Genomic DNA, 18538 nt, shown 5'->3' with positions numbered 1-18538 from the left:
ATATTTTACAAAAATACAGATTTTTAATAAACAAAAAGATGCATTTTTTTGAGCTTAAATCATAGATTTAATATGTAAAAAAGTAAAAAATGCTATAATAACTTTAACTATGAAGACAAACACTAACAAAAAGCAACCAATTGTTATTTTTTCAGGCCCTTCTGGAGTGGGTAAAGGTACAATTGAACGTCTTCTTTTTGAATTTGAGGATCTAAATTTATCACTATCATGTTCAGCTACAACTAGAAATAGACGTGAAGGTGAACTTGATGGAATTCATTATTACTTTATCGATATTGACGAATTTAGAGACAAGATGAAAAAGAGGAAGTTTATTGAATTTTCATACCATTTAGGAAACTACTATGGAACATTGTTTTCGGAATTAGAAAGAATTAATAACAAAAACAAAGTTCCAATGTTAGAAATCGAAACTAATGGAGCTCAAAAAGTTATTAAAAAATTCAATGAACCAAGCTACACTGATAAATACAATTTAATTACAATTTTCATTCTTCCTCCTTCAATTGAAGAATTAAGAAAACGTATCATTAACCGTGGATCAGAGAGTGCTGACACTTTAAGAAAGCGTTTGAAAAAAGCTGAATTAGAAATCGCTGAATCTAAGATTTTCAAATACAAAGTGGTAAACCACACTCCTGAACAAGCTGCAAATGAAATTCGAGACATTATTTTAAAGGAAATAAATGATTAAATTCGCTACCGTTTCAGAGACTGGAACTGTTAGACCTAAAAATGATGATCGAGTTAATGTAGTTCAAAAAGATGATATGGTTTTAGCTTTGCTATGTGATGGAATGGGTGGGTATAGTTTTGGAGACTATGCCGCTTCTGAAGTTATTACAACCTTTTCACTCGAATTTATCAATCGTTATAAACCAAGTAGCAGTATCAATACTAAACGTTGAATTGGTGAAACGATTGAAAAAGCAAAACTAAACTTAAAAAATGCTGCTAATGCAGATTCGATAAAAAGAGATATGGGTACAACAGTTGTTGGTGTTTTAGTTGTGCCATCATTAAAAACAATTTTTGTCTTCAATTGTGGTGATAGTCGTGCTTATGTGCAGACAGTTCAAAATTTATTAGTGTTAGTAACTAAAGATCATAGCTATGCTAATTACTTAATCGATAATGGTATGGATGAATTAGAAGCTCACAGAATGCCTAATGGTAGAGCTTTAACTAGTTCAATTTGTGTCTCAGGTAATACAAAAGTTGAAATTTATGAATTTAGTAACAATAGCTATAAAAATTCTGTAAAAATTTTGCTAACTTCAGATGGTGTGCATGAATTTGTTGACCAAACTGTGTTGCAAAACATTTTATTAAAATACAAAGATCCTAAAAAAATTGTTAGTGAAATAGTCAAACAAGCCACATTCGGTTCTTCAAATGATAATATGAGTGCTGTAGTATTAACTTTAGAAGGTAACCATGTCAACTAGTGCAAAAATTAATACTGTAATTAAAGAAAATTCACGAATTTGACAGAAATATAATGTTATTCGTCAAATTGGTGGTGGTGGAATGGGTATGGTTTATGAAGTTAGACTCAAAGCTAATCCCAATATTTCTTATGCCTTAAAATACTACATTTCAAACGGAAATGACAGTAATAAAAGACGTTTTGATAGTGAAGTAAACTTATTAAAACAAATAAAATCACAATACGTACCAAAAGTTTTCGAATATTATGCAAATGAAGACGAAAGATACTATGTGATGGAATATATTAAAGGGATTACACTTGAAGACCACATCAGAACCCACGGATACTTAAACACCAAGCAATTGGTTTTTTACGCTAAACAATTAGCTAGTGTGGTTGAAGAAATTCATAACCTTAATATCATTCATAGAGATATTAAAAGTTCAAATATCATAGTTAGTGACTCTAGTAAAATTTACTTAATTGACTTTGGTATTTCACTCTCAGATGACTCACAACGTTATACTAAAACTAATGCAGTCATTTGTAGCCCATATTATACAGCTCCTGAAACCATCCAAAAAGGTGGAGTTATCACACATTTAGTTGACATTTATGCTATTGGTATAGTACTTTTTGAAATGTGTGTTGGTCGCTATCCGTTTGAAGGTAAAGATGCTAAAGCCACTTTATTTATGCACTCAAATGAAACATTTCCAGATCCTAGAAAGTTTCGTAAAATGTCTAGTGCACTAGCTAATATTATTATTAAATGTACAGCTAAAAATCCTCAACAAAGATATCAAACAGTAAGAGAAATAATTGATGACCTAAATGTATGTTTAGATTCAAATCGCTGATTTGATGCACCTATTTCAACTAAAACTTTAAAACCAAAACAAAGTCTGCCAGAATTTGTCAATAGCAACAAATGACTTTACATTGTAATGGGATTAGTTGTAATTATCATTTTTGCTTTAATTATTGTTTTACTAATCAAACCTTGATAATATGAAAATTTATACAATATACAAAATAGTTGCCGGTTCTTATACTTGTGTAAGCGAAGATGGAACAGAAATTAACATCCCAGCCGCAGGTAGATTAAGATACGAAAACATCACCCCTTTAGTTGGTGATAAAGTCAAAATTGATGGAACTAAAATAGTTCAAATTTTAGAGCGTAAAAACGAATTCATTAGACCTAAAGTAGCAAATGTTGATCAAATGCTAGTTTTTATGTCAATTAAAGATCCTGAGTTTCAACCTTTTTTAGTTGATAAATATTTAGCAATTATCGAAGCTAAAAACATTGAACCCATTTTTTGTTTTACCAAGATTGATTTAGATCAAGCTGAAGCCATAAAATGAAAAATATACTACCAAAAAATGGGTTATAAAGTATTTTTAATTGATAATAGTGTTCCAGATAATTTAAATGAGTTAAAAGCTTTATTTAAAAACAAATACTCAGTATTTATGGGACAAAGTGGTGTAGGTAAAACCACTACTTTAAATAATTTAGGAAAATACAGTTTTGAAACACAAAATATTTCGAAAGCATTAGGAAGAGGAAAACACACAACTAGAGTAGTTATGATTGTTCCTTTTAATGATGGTTATTTAATTGATACACCAGGTTTTTCATCTTTAATACTAGATTTAGATGAATTAGAATTAGCACAAAGTTATTTTAGTTTTAAAAAACTAGCTCCTAGTTGCAAATATCGTTCATGCTTGCATCAAAATGAATCGATTAATGATTGTGCAATTAAACAGCATATCGGAACAGATTTAATACCAGAATTAAGGTATCAAAACTACTTAAAATTGCTATTAGAAGTTCCAGAAAAGAGGTACTAAATGTCTACATCAAAATATGTAACACCAAGTATACTAAATGTTAAAAAAGAAGACCGTTTAGAAATGGTTAACAAGTTAGTTCAAGCTGGTATTAAATGAATTCACTATGATATTATGGATGGTCAATTTGTACCTAATACCACTATAGAACCAGAAGAAATAGCTGTTATTGATAAAGAAAGTAAACCTCATTTTAAAGATGCACACTTAATGATTAAAAATCCATATGAGTACATTGAAAAAGTGATTGATTATTTTGATATCTTCACATTTCATTATGAAGCTATCGAAGATGATTTAGATGCTTTTTATCAGTATTTAACCGTTGTTAATAGAGACAGAATCTTAAAAATTGGTTTAGCAATTAAACCTAATACTCCAGTTAGTGCAATTGTTAAGTTTTTACCTTTTATTGATTTAGTGTTAGTTATGTCAGTAGAACCTGGGCTTGGTGGTCAAAAATTTATGCCTATCGCACTAGATAAAATTAAAGAATTAAGAAAATTAAGAACTCAACATAAATTATTCTATTTAATTCAAGTTGATGGTGGAATTAATGAAGTATATGGTCCACAATGCTTTCAAGCTGGTGCTGATGCGTGTGTTGCTGGTACTTACTTAATTGTAGACCCTACTAAAGAGCGTATTAATACCATTTTAGGTAAATATGCCAAACTAAATAATGAATAAGCAAAAATAAAATCCACTCTTAATAAGTGGATTTTAATTTAACTATTTTTTACCTAACATTGAGAACATGTTCTTTTTGTAAACTTCAACACCTGGTTGGTTAAATGGATTAACTCCAAGTAAGTAAGCACTCATAGTTAAAGCTCTTTCAAAGAACATAAATAGTGAACCTAAAGTTAATTCACCAAAACGATCAAATGTCATTAAGATGTTTGGAACTTGACCTACTTCAACGTGAGCTTTTGTAGTAGCAGCAAAAGCTGTGTTATTAACCATATGTAAGTCTTTTCCATCTAAATATGAAAGTTTATCTAAATCACTTTTATCTGCTTTGAAAATGATGTTTTGAGCCGGGTTTTCTAAAGTTAAAACAGTTTCAAATAGAATTTTATTTCCATCTTGAATCATTTGCCCTAATGAGTGTAAGTCTGTTGAGAAAATTGAACTCATTGGTCAAATACCTTTTCCGTCTTTACCTTCACTTTCAGCAAAAAGTTGTTTTCATCATTCAGCAAAATATTGCATTTTTGGTTCATATGATACTAGCATTTCAGCTTTTAAACCTTTTACTTGGTGTAAGTAATTTCTTGTAGCAGCGTATAAATATGCTGGGTTTTCTTCAAGCTTATCTGATGATAATTCTCTGTTTGTAACTGCAGCTCCTTCTAATACTTTATATGCGTCAATACCTGCACAAATAAATGGAAATAGTCCAACAGCTGTTAAAACAGAAAAACGACCACCAATATCATCTGGAACGATAAATCTTTCATAACCTTTAGCTACTGATAATTCATATAACACACCTTTTGATTTATCTGTAGTTGCAGCAACTAGTTTTGAAGCTAATTCTTCACTTACTGTGCTTTCTAAAAGTTTTCTAAATTCTCTAAAAGCAATGCTTGGCTCTAATGTAGTGCCTGATTTTGAAATTACATTAATAGCAAACTTTTTACCTTTAACATACTCTAATTTTGAAACTAAAGTTTCAGCAGAAATGTCATTTCCAGCAAAAACTAATTCCATACGAGGCGTGTTAATTGAATATGGTCCATAAATGAAATCATATCCAGTTTTAGCACCTAAATATGATCCACCAATACCAATAACTACAACAACCTCAACACCTAATTTTTCTCACTCTTCAGCTTTAGCTTCCATTCTTGAAAGCTCGTCTCTATCGTAAGTTTCAGGTAAGTTGTATCACCCTAATCATTCATGTTCTGCAACTTGTTTTGTTACAACATCATGATGAATTTTAGAAACATGTTCTTGGTAATTTTTAACATCAGCTAATCCGTTTTTTAAAGCGTGATCAACATTTAAACTTAAATGTTTTAATTTCATATAACCTCCATTGATTATATAGTAGTAATATTATATTTTATTCTCTACATCAGTTAATAAGAAATAATAAATTTTATTACGCTTGCGCAGTGTTAGAACCTAAAAAATTAGATATTTTTTCTAAAAATTTAGCTCTTTTTTCCGCTGATCCACCAAATGTGTCATCTACAGTTATAGGTTTAACTGCTCCTAATATTTTTAGTAATGCATTTGAAGGTAGATTACTAATTATTTCAAATAAATTGTGTGCAAAATCAATAAGTGAAACATTTGGATCATGAGTCATAATTACATTACTTATTGATACTAAACCATTTTTTATAGCATTTTGTTGTTCTGAATCTTTTAAGGCTTCTACATTTGCAAGAGGTAGTGGTAAACCAGGTATTGATGATAATTCTGCTTGGAATTTTTCTAATGAAGTAATTAAAAGTTTTACGGTGCTATCTACTTTAGTTTTTGTTTCTGCATTTGCAGTATCATATGCATTTAGTTTAATATTTTCTCTTAATCATTCTGGATCATTGAATTTTATATTATTTGAAGCTAAAACTATTTTAGTGTAGCTAGGTAATAAGTTTAATAAATCAGTAATAGCTTTTGTAATTTCAGGACCAACTTCTTTGGTGAATTTATCAATTAATGAACTATTTTCATTTACCATTGATAGAAAGATTGATCTTAATTCTTCGATTTTACCAGGTGCAGAAAGTACTGAAGCAATTCTTTTAATATCACCTGAATATGCAGCAAAATTATTCGCATACATATCTAATTCATCTGTATTATTTTTTGACACATTTACTAGTTTTTCAGCCAGTAATTTCACTGAATTATTTCATAATGTTTCACTAGTTAATACAGCTTTTAAGTTTTTAGTAGCTAAGTCGTCTGCTGATTCTTTTGTATCACCTTCAGCTGTAGTTTTACCTTCATTTAAGGTACTTGGACTTTTAGTATTTTCTTCCTCTGTTTTACAACTAATAGCTAGCGGTAACACAGCCGCTGCAGTTAAAGATGAGCTTGCTCATAATAATAATTTTTTAGTTTTTGTTTTTATCATTAACTAATTATAACAAACTTAACCTGTACTATGTATGATACGTCTAAAAACTTTCTGGTTATTTGTAAATAAATTGTTTGATTTTACTAAATTTAAATAAATCTTTGATGTACTAGATAATAATTTATGATAGCTAAACACCACCATATGTTCCTAAACATATGGTTTCACTATACTTTTGGTTTTTAAAACTAAAAAAGTTGACATCTCTGTCAACTTAAAAATAATTATTTGCTAGCTTGTTCAGACATTCATCTTTGCACTTCTAGTGCACAATCATCAATCACATTTTCAACTAAATCAAATGAATCAATAATAGCTCCTGAAGCTCTTTCATGTCCACCACCATTGTATTTAAGTGCGACATTTCTAACAATTGGACCATTTGATCTGAATTCCACTCTAATTCTATGATCTTCTTCTTCAGTAAATTGAACTCAAATAGGAAATCCATCAATGTTTGCAATACTATTAACTCTGACTGATGATTGAGGTGTTTTGCCTAATTTTAATGTATCTTCCAGATTATTTTGAATGTATGCAACACCATCACGAGTTTTTAAAGTGCTCATTAATCATGCAGAATATTTTAAGTCATCTAATGAAACTTTAGCTAAATTAGTATGTATAAAATCAGTTTCTAATCCAGCTTCATATAGTTTTGCGACTAAATTAAAAGTTCTAGCACTAGTGCTATTAAATAAGAATCTACCACTATCTGTGTTGATACCTAAATATAATAAGTTTGCTGCTCTTTTAGTAATAGATCAGTTGTTTTTAACTGCAATTTCAGTAATCATTTCATCAGCTGCACAATATGAACTATCAACTCATCTAATGGTTTGTTCACCTAAATCATCATCATTTGGATGGTGGTCAATTCTTAAAACTTGTTTAAATAAGTTTTTATCTAAAACAAAGCTGTTTTCAATTCTTTCTTTAAAGTTAGCATCAACCACAACTGCTAATGAATTAGCTAAAATTTCATCGCTAGGAACTTGATCCATTTGTAAATTTAGAAAAGGAAATGAATCTTTAGTATCTCCAATTGCAAAAACTTTTTTATTTGGGAAATTAGTTTCTAATAATTCTTTTAATCCAAATTGAGAACCTAAACAATCGCCATCAGGACGAATGTGGTGGAAAATAACAATACTATCGTGTTTTAACAATGTTTCTGTAGCTAGTTCGATTGAACCTATTTGCATTATTTTTCTCACTCTCTAATGCATTCGTTTAAGTCTGCAACTACTTGTGGTACTAAATCTCATGAATCAATAGTGATTCCAGCAGCATTGTCGTGTCCACCACCATTGTATTTTCTAGCTACATTCGAAACAATTGGACCATTTGAACGTAATCTACCACGAACTTTTCCATCTTCTAATTGCACAAATAACGCTCAACAAGAGTTATCTTCAATATTAGCTAATTCATTAACAAAAATAGCAGCTTCTAATGAATTCATTTGGTGTTTTTGTAATGTTTCAGCTGAAATTTCGTAGTATAAAACTCTTCCTTCTTTTTTAAATCCACTTAAAATTTCACCAACAAATTTAATTTCTTTAAATGTTCTTTTTGAAAACTCTCTTAAAATACCAGCAGGGTGAAAATCAGCACTTTCCATTAAATAAGCAACTAATTTGTGTGTTCTTGCTGAAGTATTTGGGTATAAAAATCTACCACTATCAGTATTAATCCCTAAATAAATATGTGCAGCAGCTTTTTTAGTAATTGTTCAGTTTGCATCATAAGCAATTTGAGCAATCATTTCCGCAGCAGCTACATAATGCTCATCAATGTAGTTGTATTCGTAATCAATATCAGCACTATTTGGGTGGTGATCAATTCTTAATCTTGCTGTAGTTTTCTTATCATATAGTAATTCAGCGCACTCAATTCTATCTCCACTTGAAGCATCAACAACAACTGCTAATGAGTTATTAAAATCAATATCTTCAATTTTAGTAAACTCATAATTCATAAAGTTAAATACATTGGCATTATCACCTACTGCATAAACTTTTTTGTTTGGATAGTTTGTTTTAATTAATTCAACTAATCCAGCTTGGCTACCTAAACAATCGCCGTCAGGACGAATGTGGTGGAAAACAATAATTGAATCGTATTTTTCAATCGCATCAATAGCAACTTTTGAATTTCCTATTTTCATTTTGACTCCTTAGTTTGTGATCTTTTTAGTATCTAATTATAAAATATTTTAAATAAATTTAGCCGACTTATTTTATATTTTGCTTTTTGTATAAAAATAAGTCGCTCAAAAACTTGAGTGACTTATTAGTATTATTTTTCTAATTTAATTTTAACACTTGGTCCCATTGAGGCTGAAACTGTTAGGTTTAACATATATGTACCTTTAACAGCAGCAGGTTTAATTTTTCTAATTAAACTAATAAGTGTTTTAGCATTTTCAACTAAAGCGGCAGTTGACATGCTTGCTTTTCCAATTAATGAGTGAACAATACCAGCTTTGTCTGTACGGTAGTTTGCTTTCCCTTTTTTAAGTTCTTCAACAGCTTTAAATGGTGTTGGAGTAACTGTACCTGTTTTAGGGTTTGGCATTAAACCTTTAGGTCCTAGTTTTTTACCGTATTTACCTAATAAAGGCATCATAGCTGGGTCAGCTACCATAACGTCAAAGTTAAAATCATCTTCTTTAATTTTTTGCTCTAAAGCAGGTCCATCAACAACGATGTCTGCTCCAGCTTCTTTAGCTAATTTAGCTGATTCTGTATTATTTGTAGCAACTAAAACTCTAATTGATTTACCTGTACCATTTGGTAATAAGATTGATCCACGTAATTGTTGATCAGCTTTACGAACATCAAGATTTAAATTGAAAGCTAGGTCGATTGAAGCATCGAATTTTGCATAAGAAGTTTTTTTAGCAAGTTCAATTGCTTCTTCTAATTCGTAAGCAATTGTTCTATCAAAAGAAGCTCTTGCAGCTTTTAAGTTTTTAGAAACTTTTTTTGCCATAACTATTTGTCTCCTTCTTGCTCTTCTTTAGCAGCTCTTAATTCATCAGCGATTGTTGTAACTTCAATACCTTTACCTTTTGTATCAGCTAGGTTTTGTAAGTCAGCAGCAAGTGTAGCTTCTTTAGCAGCAGCTGATCTAGCTTCTTTAGCTGCAGCTTTAGCAGCAGCTTTAGCTTTGAAAATATCGTCATACCCTTCAACTAAAACACCCATTTGTTTAGCTGTTCCAGCAACTGTAGCCATAGCAGCATCGATATCATCTGTGTTTAAGTCAGGTAGTTTGTATTCAGCGATTTCTCTTAATTGTTCTTTTGAAATTGTACCAATAATAGTTGTTTTAGCGTTTGCTGAACCACTTTTTAGTTTAGCAGCTTGTTTAATTTTGTATGAAGCTGGTGCTGTAAATAATTTGAATTCGAATGATTTATCTTTGTAAACTGTAATTTGAACAGGAACTGGTTCACTTCCTCTATCTCTAGTTGCGTCGTTGAATGCTCTTGTAAATTCAGGCATGTTAACACCAACCCCAGCAAGTGCTGGACCTGGTTTAGCTTGTCCTGCGATGAATTCTAACTTAGCAACTCTTTGGATTTCTTTTTTTGCCATGTTATGTATCCTTTCGATATTGTGGTCTAGCGATTTATGTTAAACAAATCTTCCACTTGGCAATAAGTCGTGTTTTTATTGCTTTACAATTATATATTAAGGGCTGATTTTTCAAAATAAAAAATATGAAATTTTATCTAGTATGTAAATTTAACTCAAAAACCTGGTGTACAAGTGTTTTTAGTTAATAAATATGTTTGAGTTTTCAATTCATGCAGTATCAACTAGTTTGATAATTATTAATAAAATCATTTGAAATTAATTTAATGTTTTTGCATCAAAAAGATTGATTTTTTGGACTATTTTAGCTAAATTTTAAAGCTTAATTATATAATTATATTGTAGTTCTGTTATGTTTTAAGGCCTTCATAACGGATCTGCAAACTAATTTTAAGGAACAAATGAAAAAAAAATATATTTTCTAGATACCTTAAAATTGAAAACTTCATGAATATTGCAAATAGTGATGAGAATGACCAAAACACTGGTACTACCATGCTCATCAATCCTGATGTTGATAGCCCTGGTGATTTTATTACTGTAATTGGGCCTAACAATACTGGTAAAAGTAATATTTTAGAAGCTATTAAAATTGCAACTGGAAAATCAGAGTTCAAAATTAATAATTTTCCTCATTCAAAAGTTAAAAACTACAGAAATGATATTTCTTCACAATTAGGATTTGTAATCGGAAAAAGTGACAAAAAAATCAGCTATAGTTTTATTCAAAAATTCGGTTTAACTGGTTCTATTGATAATAAAGATACAAAAGTTGAAAGTATTACAGTATCTGACTTACCATATTACTATGAATCGAGCTTTGAGGATACTAAAATTCAACCTATAAAAGACACAATTAAAATTGAGACTACTTATACTTATAAAAAATTAGATAAAGATAAGTTGCTTCAATTAGTTAAATGATTCAACTTTCATGTAGTTCTTTATGGGGATTATAAAGTGGTCCAAAAGTACAAATTATTAACTGCTGGATCAGATAACGTAAATAGAATTAATAATTTAATTCAAATACTAAAGGCTGATAAGGATGGCTCTTTTAAGAAAATTAAAGAAGATCTAGAAATAATTAAACAAGCATTTTTAGATGCTAAATTAATTTACAGTACAAATAGAGTCATGATACCTGATTATCCTTTGTATTACAATTTATATGACAAAAATAATGGTGAGTATTGTTATTATGAAATAACAAGACAGCTTAAAAACACTACTAAAGAGTTAAAAGTATTAGACTTTAATGATTTTGTAAATGTAGAAACAAAAGAAACTGAATTAGCACAATTGCCTAAAGTACAAAAACCAAAAGTTTTCAATACAATTGTAAACAACGAATATACTGGTTTTTTAGAGTATTTAGTAGAAATATCAAAAGATTATTTAAAGCTAATTAACTATTCATTTCAGTTGTCTAATATGATTCAATTTCATTACGGAAATAACAATACTCAAACACCTACATTAGTTAAAAACACAAATAATATCATTGAACAATTAAATAAAGCTATTAAAGATAAGCACGTTATCGAGCATATCAACAAAGCATTTTTGTACAATATGTTAAGTTTTATAACTAATAAATTTAATGAAATTAAAAATTTTGCTGAAACTAATAAAATTCAGCTAAATGCCATTATGAGTCCTAAATTTAAAAAAGCTAGAAGCACAGTACTTAAGAATAAAATTTTATCTATTGAGGCTGTAGATAGTTCGTTTAAATCTGATTCACAATTAAATAACTTGTGTAAACCTAATGTATTCGTTTTAAAATTCAAGTCTTATAAGACTAGTGATTTTATTATCGAACTTGATAAAACACAAGAAACAAACCAAAACAACATGGTGATGCGTATTTTTGATCTTTGCGGTGTAAGTGTTTCTGATTGAGAAACAGCTTATCGGATTGACAAAAATGTAAATCACGAAAACGCTTCTCATGAATTTAGATCAGATGTACATAAGAGATTTAAAGCGCTTGATTTAAATAACAAATTCAATCGTTTTTATCATAGTAAAAATGAAGATAACCGAATTTACAATTTTGATTTGAACATTGAAGAGAAAAAATGTTCATTTAGAATTTGACAAAATGGTGTTATCGTCCCTTATGATTCTCAATCAGAAGGTTTTAAAACTAGTTTATGATTATTTTTTAGTTTAATTAATAACTCTGAAATTCAAAAAGGTGACATTTTACTAATTGATGAATTTGGTAGTGCTCTTGATGCGATTGTTTTAAGAAATTTAAAAGCTTTCTTAAGAGATTTTACTCACGATAAAAAAGTGACAATCATTTGTACTACAGTTAGAAGTGAACTAATTGACTACAATTACTTAGAAGATATTGTAGTAGTTGGTAAAAGTGATTTAGAAACAGAAGAAAGTGCTGAAAAATTAGTAGGAAAAGAAAATACCATTATTTATAATAATTTCTATCTAGGTAATGAAAACCATGATGGAATTAAGGGTATTTCGTATGCTTTAACTATTCCACACTACGAAGTAATTCGGATTAGTCCTAGCCAAATGGTAATTTTTGTTGAAGGATTTACCGATTATTGTTATTTAACAGCTTATGCTATTAAAAATAACATTAATGACTTTGTCTTTATTCCAGTGCAAGGGATATTAAAGCAAAAAGAAGAGATAGTAGCTAATGCTAAAAAATTAACTCATCGGCCAGTGTTTTTGGTTGATGGAGATAAAAATGGTAGTGATTTTGCAGATTTTATTAACCAAAATTACAAACGTTGTGCTATTGCTCGAACACTTACTGATTTAAACAAGAAATTTGTTGAAATTGAAGACTTATTCTCTGAACAACTAAAACCGGATGGTAAAGCTTCAATTTGAGCTAAGTACTTTAAAAAAGCCATTATTTCAGGTGAAGTGATATTAGATTTTGAAACTGACAGTAATTTTAAAAGCTTATTTAATGAACTTTCAATTTTAAAGGACGCATTTAATAAATGCGATTAACTTAAAAGTAAAAAAATATGTACTGAAAACCAGTACATATTTTTGTTTAAATTAGCAAGCGCATGATTCTGGAGCACAACCACATCCAGCTGTAGCACCACATTTACATACTTCTACTAATGCTTTGTATTCTTTTGTTAAAGCTGCTTTTGATTTTGCACATGATACTTTTTCTAAAGAAGCTTCAATTTCTGATTTTAATTCTGCTTTTCTAACTGGGCAAGAACATGTTTTTAATTCATCTAAACATTGTTTTACTAATTCTTTTGCTGAGCAACTTCCACTCATTGCGCAACCTTTTGTTTCTTTTTCCATAATATTTCCTCCGAAATTAATTATTTGTTTTACATAAGTATTATAATACGAAAATTTAAAATTTATTTAAAAATGCAATTTTTTGCTATTTTTTTGCTAAAAAATGCGCTTTTTGCATTTTTTAAAGAAAAAACACAGCATGATCACTGTGTTTTTAATTAGGAAAAGGAGTGTCGTTTCACGACGAGAATAATGTTTTGAATATATTAAGTATTAATTGAAAATGAAATTTTTAGTTAAATATAGTTTTTTTTGTATTAAGTATTTATAAGAAATATTAAATAGATTTTTATATGTTGCATTTATCGTCTTATAATTGTTCACCAATATGGCTTTGAATTTCACCATTTAAGGCTTCAGCTTCAACTCCAATAATTGAGTGAATTGTATTTTCAGACATAGGTACAACACCTATTACACCAGCTCTTTTAAGAGCATCAACATCGACTTTGCTTGCGTCTTTTACAACGTATCTAAGTCTTGTTGCACAGTTTACATATTCGATGATATTTTCTCAACCACCGTATGCTTTAACGATTTTTTTCGCTTTTTCTGACATACCACCATGGGCGGTTTCGTTTTCTGGTGTTTCTTCGTGTTTTTCATCAACAACGATTACACCACCTTTTCTACCAGGAGTAGAAAGGTCTAATTTTTTAATAATTAATGTTCCTAAACCAAAGTATGCTACAGCACACAATAGACCAATAGGAATAATTCATCCTGGGTTAGCAAAAGCAGCTCTTACGCTTGAGAATCCTGATTCTTTAATAATTGCTAATGATTTAGGAATACTTAGTAGGTAGTCAATTGCACCAGCAGAGAATCCAAATCCGATTTGAATTCCGAATAAACCAGTAATAAATGCAAATATACCAGTTAATACAGCATGTACAAAATATAGTAAAGGAGAAACGTAAACGAATGAGAATTCGATTGGTTCTGTAATACCTGTTAAAAATGATACTACAGCAGCAGAACCTAGAAGTGAAATAACTCTAGTTCTTTGCTCTTTATTTTCAGCAGTAAATCAGAATGCTCCAACTAATGCTGGTAAACCGAACATCATCATCGGGAAGAAACCAGCTTGGAATAATCCTCCAGGGTTTCCTTTCGCCATACCATTTAAGAAAATGTTAATATCACCACTTTGATTGTCAAATGATCCTAATTGGAATCAGAATAAGTTATTTGGAATGTGGTGTAGTCCAAATGGGATTAATAAACGGTTCATAAATCCGTATACACCCATAATTGAAGCTCTAGTTACAAGTAGTGCACCATTGTTTTCACGACCTGGATCTGTAGCTTCTGAAATTAATTTAGAAAGAATATAGATTAAGTACCCAACTCATGGGAAAATAATTGCTCAGAAAATTGAGAAAGTTAAAATAGCAATAATTGCTAATGCCGGAATTAGTCTTCTTCCTGAGAAGAATCCTAAAACCTTTGGAAGTTCTGTGTTATTGAATCTATTGTAAATTCAAGCTACAATAGCTCCAACAATAATACCATTTAAGAAGTTACCTGATACAACAGCATTGAATTTAGATCCGAAGACACCTTTAAATCCGATGGCTCCGTTTCCAAAGTCAATTTTTCCATACATTGTATCAATTAATGGTTCCATTAATGACATAAGTAGCATCATGGCAATAAATCCAGCAAACGCCGCTTCACCACGCCGCTCTTTAGTAAACCCAAATGATAAACCAATATCAAATAGTACTGGTAAGTAGTCAAATACTACAGCACCAGCTTTAATAATGATATTTCCGATTAACGCAGAAAATTCAGTACTTGGTGGAATAGCAGCCCCTACACGAAGTAAGATAGCTGCGATTGGTAAAACAGCAATTGGGAACATTAAAGCTCCACCAACTCTACCCAACTTAGCTAATAATTTTTTACCAAAATTACCTTTAGTAGAAGATAAATGCATACTTATTTACCTCCCTTACTAAAAAGTTTTTTACCTTTAAGAATGTAGTTGTGAGTAACCACTGTTAAAACAATGGCGGCAAACATGTCTAAAATCATGATTAACGCCACAGTAGCATTAATGTTTGCAACAGCTTGGTCACTTAATGAACTATTGTTACCGTTTAACACGGCTGTAATAATTACTCAAATTACCAAAAGCAGAATAAAAAAAGCTCATAGTAACATGTAAGCAATTTGAGTAGGATGCATCTTCTTAATAAGATCACTTAATCCTTTTGCTTTAAGTTGCTTCATTTTATTTGTATCCTTGTTTTTTGAGTGCAATGTTGCAAAGCTTTTGACCCTGCACTCAAAAATATCATATTCCTATTTTGCTATTTATTCAAAAACCCCTTCTTTGTTGCATCATCATGTGAAAAATGTGGAAATATTTCCATATTTTTGGCACAGTCATATATTTATGCAAAAAATGGCTAAAAAAGATGCCATTTTTTCATTTTTTAGTTTTAAGAAGAATAAAATTTAAATGATGCGTGCTTTTTAAAAAGCACAAATGAGGCGCAATGAAACAGTTAGATATTCTTAAAACAGACGAGTTAGTTGAGCTATTTAATAAGCAAAATATGGAAGCTTATCAAATATATAATAGTCAACAAGCAAAAATTACTAAACTATGTGATTTGGCTTATAAAAGTGTAAAAAATGGCTTTCGTGTTATCTATGTAGGAGCTGGTACTAGTGGAAGAATTGGTCTATTAGATGCTTTAGATGTACTTCCTACATTTGGCGAAGCTAATTGATTTACTTATAGTATGGCAGGTGGAAGTGAAGCAATTTTAGCTTCACTTGAAGGTTATGAAGATGATGCAGAGCTAGGTGTTAATGATGCAAAAAACCTAGATGTTAAAGCTGGTGATTTAGTGGTGGGACTTAGTGCGTCTGGAAATACTAAATATGTTTATGGTTTTATGCAACATGCCGAAAGTGTTGGGGCTAAAATTGCATTAGTAACTAATAAACAAGGTGGTAGATGTGAAGAGTTAAGTGATCTAGTGGTTGACTTAGTAGTTCAAAACGAAATAGTTCAAGGGTCTACCAGACTACTTGGAGGAACACTTCAAAAAATGGTTGCTAATACCATTTCTACAGTAGTTGCTATAAAAATGGGCAAAGTTTTTGATGAATGAATGATCAATTTAACACCAATTAATGAAAAATTAGTGGCTCGAAGTATCGATATTATTGCTCGAATTGTAAACTGTGCTACTGAAGTAGCTGCTAAAGCTTATAAAGAAGCTCACGATAATATTAAAGTTGCTATTATTATGCTAGTTAAAAAAGTTAATGCAAACGAAGCTAAAAGTATATTAGAAAAAAATCATAACAACTTGAGAAAGGCTATGAGTTAATGATCATTAAAAATGTTAAGATAGTCAACTTTGATCAAACCATTAATAATGCTGATATTGAAATTGAAGGTAAGTTAATTAAAAATATAGTAATCCATAAAGAAGGAATGGGTTCAAGAACAATAGTTCCTGGTTTTATTGACACTCACATTCATGGGTTCGCTGATTATGATGTTATGGAAGGTAGTTTAGCTGTTGAAAAAATTTCATATCAGTTAGCTAAACACGGTACAACTTCATTTATGCCTACTGCAATGACTAATAAGTGAGAAACTATATTAGTCGCATTAAAAAATATAGCTCAAACTAAGAACTTTACTTCGAAAAATTTAGGTATTCACATCGAAGGTCCTTATATTGGGCTAGAGAAAAAAGGTGCACATAAACCAGAATATTTAATCAAAGCAACAAAAGAAAATGTTGAAGAACTATTTTTAGCTTCTCAAAAGCAACTTAAAAAAATTTCTTTTGATCCAAATATGGCTTCAATTGAAATTCAAAATAAAATGTTTGAACTTGGCATTATTCCTTCAATCGGCCATTCACCAGCTTTATATGAAGAAGCTAAAAAATTCTTTGATAACGGTTGTTATTCAGTTTGTCATTTATGAAATGCTATGTCTGGAGTAGATTCAAGAAAACCAGGAATAGTGCAAGCTGCTTTAATGGATCAAAAAGTCTATACTGAAGTAATTGTTGATTTACATCATATTGTTAATCAAACAATTGATTTTACAATTAAAAATAAAGGAATAGATAAAATCATTTGTATTTCTGATGCAATAAAACCAGCTTATTCAGCTGATGGAGATAGCATTTCTGGTGATATACCAATTACTAAAAAAAGGCATCGAAATCTACCTTAAAGGCACAAATACAATCGCAGGAAGTGGGATTTGTATTTTTGATGCCTATAAAAACTTATTGAAACTTGGTTATACTGAAAGTCAAGCTGTTCAAATGACCTCATATAATTCAGCCCAATACCTTAAGATCAATAATTTAGGTTATGTAGGTAAAAATTACATTGCTGATTTAGTTGAATTAAATCAGCATAATGAAATAGTTAATGTTTACATTGATGGACAAGTTGTGAACTAAGGAGCTTAAAATGGAAATTAAAATTACTAAAAACTATGACGAAATGTCAAGTGTAGCAGCTAAAATGGTTGCTAAACAAATTGAAGCTAAAAAAGATAGTCGTATTTGTTTTGCCACAGGTGGAACACCACTTAAAACTTACCAAGATTTAATTGCTTTATATAAGGAAAACAAAGTAAGTTTTAAAGATGTAGTTAGTTTTAATCTAGATGAATATGTAGGAGTACAAGAAACTAATAAATGTTCATACCACTACTATATGCATCATAATTTATTTGATCATATTGATATTCAAAAACAAAATATTAATTTTCCTAACGGAAATGGTGATTTAGTTGCTAACTCTTTAAGTTATGAAGAAAAAATCAAAGCTCTAGGTGGCATTGATTTTATGATTTTAGGTATTGGAACCAATGGTCATATAGCTTTTAATGAGCCTGGTTCAAAAGTTACAGACCGTACAAGAGAAGTTAGTTTAACTAAAAGCACTATAGAATCAAATAAAATATATTTTGATTCTGAAAAAGATGTTCCGAAAACAGCTGTTTCAATGGGAATTGGTACAATTTTAGAAGCTAAGAAAATTATTCTAATTGCTAATGGTGAATCAAAAGCACAAGCTATTTATGACGCTATCAAAAAACCTGTAAGCGAAGATTGCCCTGCTAGCTTTTTACAACTACACAAAGATGTAACATTTATTTTAGATGAAGCAGCAGCTAAATTAATTTAACAAAAAACACAATAA

At 30.1% G+C, this 18538-nt stretch carries 19 protein-coding genes; 10 read left to right on the top strand and 9 right to left on the bottom strand.

What is annotated here, in order from left to right; all coding sequences use genetic code 4:
- Positions 1-109: 109 nt before the first annotated feature.
- Genes gmk through ACJA23_RS00885 form a run of 5 tightly spaced genes read left to right on the top strand, consistent with a single transcriptional unit; the run spans position 110 to position 4006 of the window.
- On the top strand, positions 110-715 hold the full coding sequence (gene gmk / locus ACJA23_RS00905; protein WP_406614416.1) for a guanylate kinase: 606 nt from the start codon (positions 110-112) through the stop codon (positions 713-715).
- On the top strand, positions 708-1469 hold the full coding sequence (locus tag ACJA23_RS00900; protein ID WP_406614414.1) for a PP2C family protein-serine/threonine phosphatase: 762 nt from the start codon (positions 708-710) through the stop codon (positions 1467-1469). The genes gmk and ACJA23_RS00900 overlap by 8 nt, the downstream gene beginning before the upstream one ends.
- Positions 1459-2463, top strand: a complete 1005-nt coding sequence (locus tag ACJA23_RS00895; protein ID WP_406614412.1) for a serine/threonine-protein kinase — start codon at positions 1459-1461, stop codon at positions 2461-2463. Before ACJA23_RS00900 ends, ACJA23_RS00895 begins: the two co-directional genes overlap by 11 nt.
- 1 nt (position 2464) lies before the next feature.
- Positions 2465-3316, top strand: coding sequence for a ribosome small subunit-dependent GTPase A (gene rsgA, locus ACJA23_RS00890; protein ID WP_406614410.1), 852 nt, complete (start codon positions 2465-2467; stop codon positions 3314-3316).
- Complete coding sequence (locus ACJA23_RS00885; RefSeq protein ID WP_406614408.1) at positions 3317-4006, top strand: ribulose-phosphate 3-epimerase; 690 nt, start codon at positions 3317-3319, stop codon at positions 4004-4006.
- Positions 4007-4048: 42 nt separating this feature from the next.
- Here the strand turns inward: ACJA23_RS00885 and ACJA23_RS00880 are convergent, their stop codons facing one another.
- The 6 genes from ACJA23_RS00880 to rplK all read right to left on the bottom strand — a co-directional run bounded on the left by ACJA23_RS00880 (position 4049) and on the right by rplK (position 10024).
- Positions 4049-5353 carry a glucose-6-phosphate isomerase gene (locus tag ACJA23_RS00880; RefSeq protein ID WP_406614406.1) on the bottom strand — a complete coding sequence of 435 codons (1305 nt, stop codon included), beginning with the start codon at positions 5351-5353 and terminating at the stop codon, positions 4049-4051.
- A 76-nt stretch (positions 5354-5429) separates the two neighbouring features.
- Complete coding sequence (locus ACJA23_RS00875) at positions 5430-6416, bottom strand: hypothetical protein (RefSeq protein ID WP_406614404.1); 987 nt, start codon at positions 6414-6416, stop codon at positions 5430-5432.
- A gap of 227 nt (positions 6417-6643) precedes the next feature.
- Entirely contained in the window at positions 6644-7624 is a 981-nt protein-coding gene (locus ACJA23_RS00870) for a DHH family phosphoesterase (RefSeq protein ID WP_406614402.1), read from the bottom strand.
- Complete coding sequence (locus ACJA23_RS00865; RefSeq protein WP_406614400.1) at positions 7624-8589, bottom strand: DHH family phosphoesterase; 966 nt, start codon at positions 8587-8589, stop codon at positions 7624-7626. The genes ACJA23_RS00870 and ACJA23_RS00865 overlap by 1 nt, the downstream gene beginning before the upstream one ends.
- Positions 8590-8720: 131 nt before the next feature.
- A complete protein-coding gene (rplA, locus tag ACJA23_RS00860; RefSeq protein ID WP_406614398.1) occupies positions 8721-9416 on the bottom strand; it encodes a 50S ribosomal protein L1 in 696 nt (231 codons plus the stop codon).
- 2 nt (positions 9417-9418) lie between these two features.
- On the bottom strand, positions 9419-10024 hold the full coding sequence (gene rplK, locus ACJA23_RS00855) for a 50S ribosomal protein L11 (RefSeq protein ID WP_406614396.1): 606 nt from the start codon (positions 10022-10024) through the stop codon (positions 9419-9421).
- Positions 10025-10471: 447 nt separating this feature from the next.
- Between rplK and ACJA23_RS00850 the strand changes: the two genes are divergently transcribed.
- Positions 10472-13021, top strand: coding sequence for a hypothetical protein (locus ACJA23_RS00850; protein WP_406614394.1), 2550 nt, complete (start codon positions 10472-10474; stop codon positions 13019-13021).
- A gap of 51 nt (positions 13022-13072) precedes the next feature.
- Here the strand turns inward: ACJA23_RS00850 and ACJA23_RS00845 are convergent, their stop codons facing one another.
- The 3 genes from ACJA23_RS00845 to ACJA23_RS00835 form a co-directional block, all read right to left on the bottom strand.
- Complete coding sequence (locus ACJA23_RS00845; protein ID WP_406614392.1) at positions 13073-13336, bottom strand: hypothetical protein; 264 nt, start codon at positions 13334-13336, stop codon at positions 13073-13075.
- A 310-nt stretch (positions 13337-13646) separates the two neighbouring features.
- Complete coding sequence (locus ACJA23_RS00840; protein WP_406614390.1) at positions 13647-15278, bottom strand: PTS transporter subunit EIIC; 1632 nt, start codon at positions 15276-15278, stop codon at positions 13647-13649.
- A 2-nt stretch (positions 15279-15280) separates the two neighbouring features.
- Entirely contained in the window at positions 15281-15574 is a 294-nt protein-coding gene (locus ACJA23_RS00835) for a hypothetical protein (protein WP_406614388.1), read from the bottom strand.
- Between the two features lie 269 nt (positions 15575-15843).
- On the opposite strand from ACJA23_RS00835, the gene ACJA23_RS00830 reads away from it, so the two are divergent.
- From ACJA23_RS00830 to nagB, 4 genes are read left to right on the top strand one after another with little or no spacing between them, the layout of a single operon-like run.
- Positions 15844-16689: an N-acetylmuramic acid 6-phosphate etherase gene (locus tag ACJA23_RS00830; RefSeq protein ID WP_406614386.1), complete on the top strand. Its 846-nt coding sequence runs from the start codon at positions 15844-15846 to the stop codon at positions 16687-16689.
- Complete coding sequence (locus ACJA23_RS00825) at positions 16689-17555, top strand: N-acetylglucosamine-6-phosphate deacetylase (RefSeq protein WP_406614384.1); 867 nt, start codon at positions 16689-16691, stop codon at positions 17553-17555. The genes ACJA23_RS00830 and ACJA23_RS00825 overlap by 1 nt, the downstream gene beginning before the upstream one ends.
- Complete coding sequence (locus ACJA23_RS00820) at positions 17494-17790, top strand: amidohydrolase family protein (protein WP_406614382.1); 297 nt, start codon at positions 17494-17496, stop codon at positions 17788-17790. The genes ACJA23_RS00825 and ACJA23_RS00820 overlap by 62 nt, the downstream gene beginning before the upstream one ends.
- A gap of 10 nt (positions 17791-17800) precedes the next feature.
- Positions 17801-18523 carry a glucosamine-6-phosphate deaminase gene (gene nagB / locus ACJA23_RS00815; RefSeq protein WP_406614380.1) on the top strand — a complete coding sequence of 241 codons (723 nt, stop codon included), beginning with the start codon at positions 17801-17803 and terminating at the stop codon, positions 18521-18523.
- Positions 18524-18538: the final 15 nt, after the last annotated feature.

This window comes from Mycoplasma corogypsi (genome assembly GCF_045276875.1).
Taxonomy (GTDB): Bacteria; Bacillota_I; Bacilli_A; order Mycoplasmatales; family Metamycoplasmataceae; genus Mycoplasmopsis; species Mycoplasmopsis corogypsi.
This window is presented reverse-complemented; position numbering and strand designations above follow the sequence as displayed.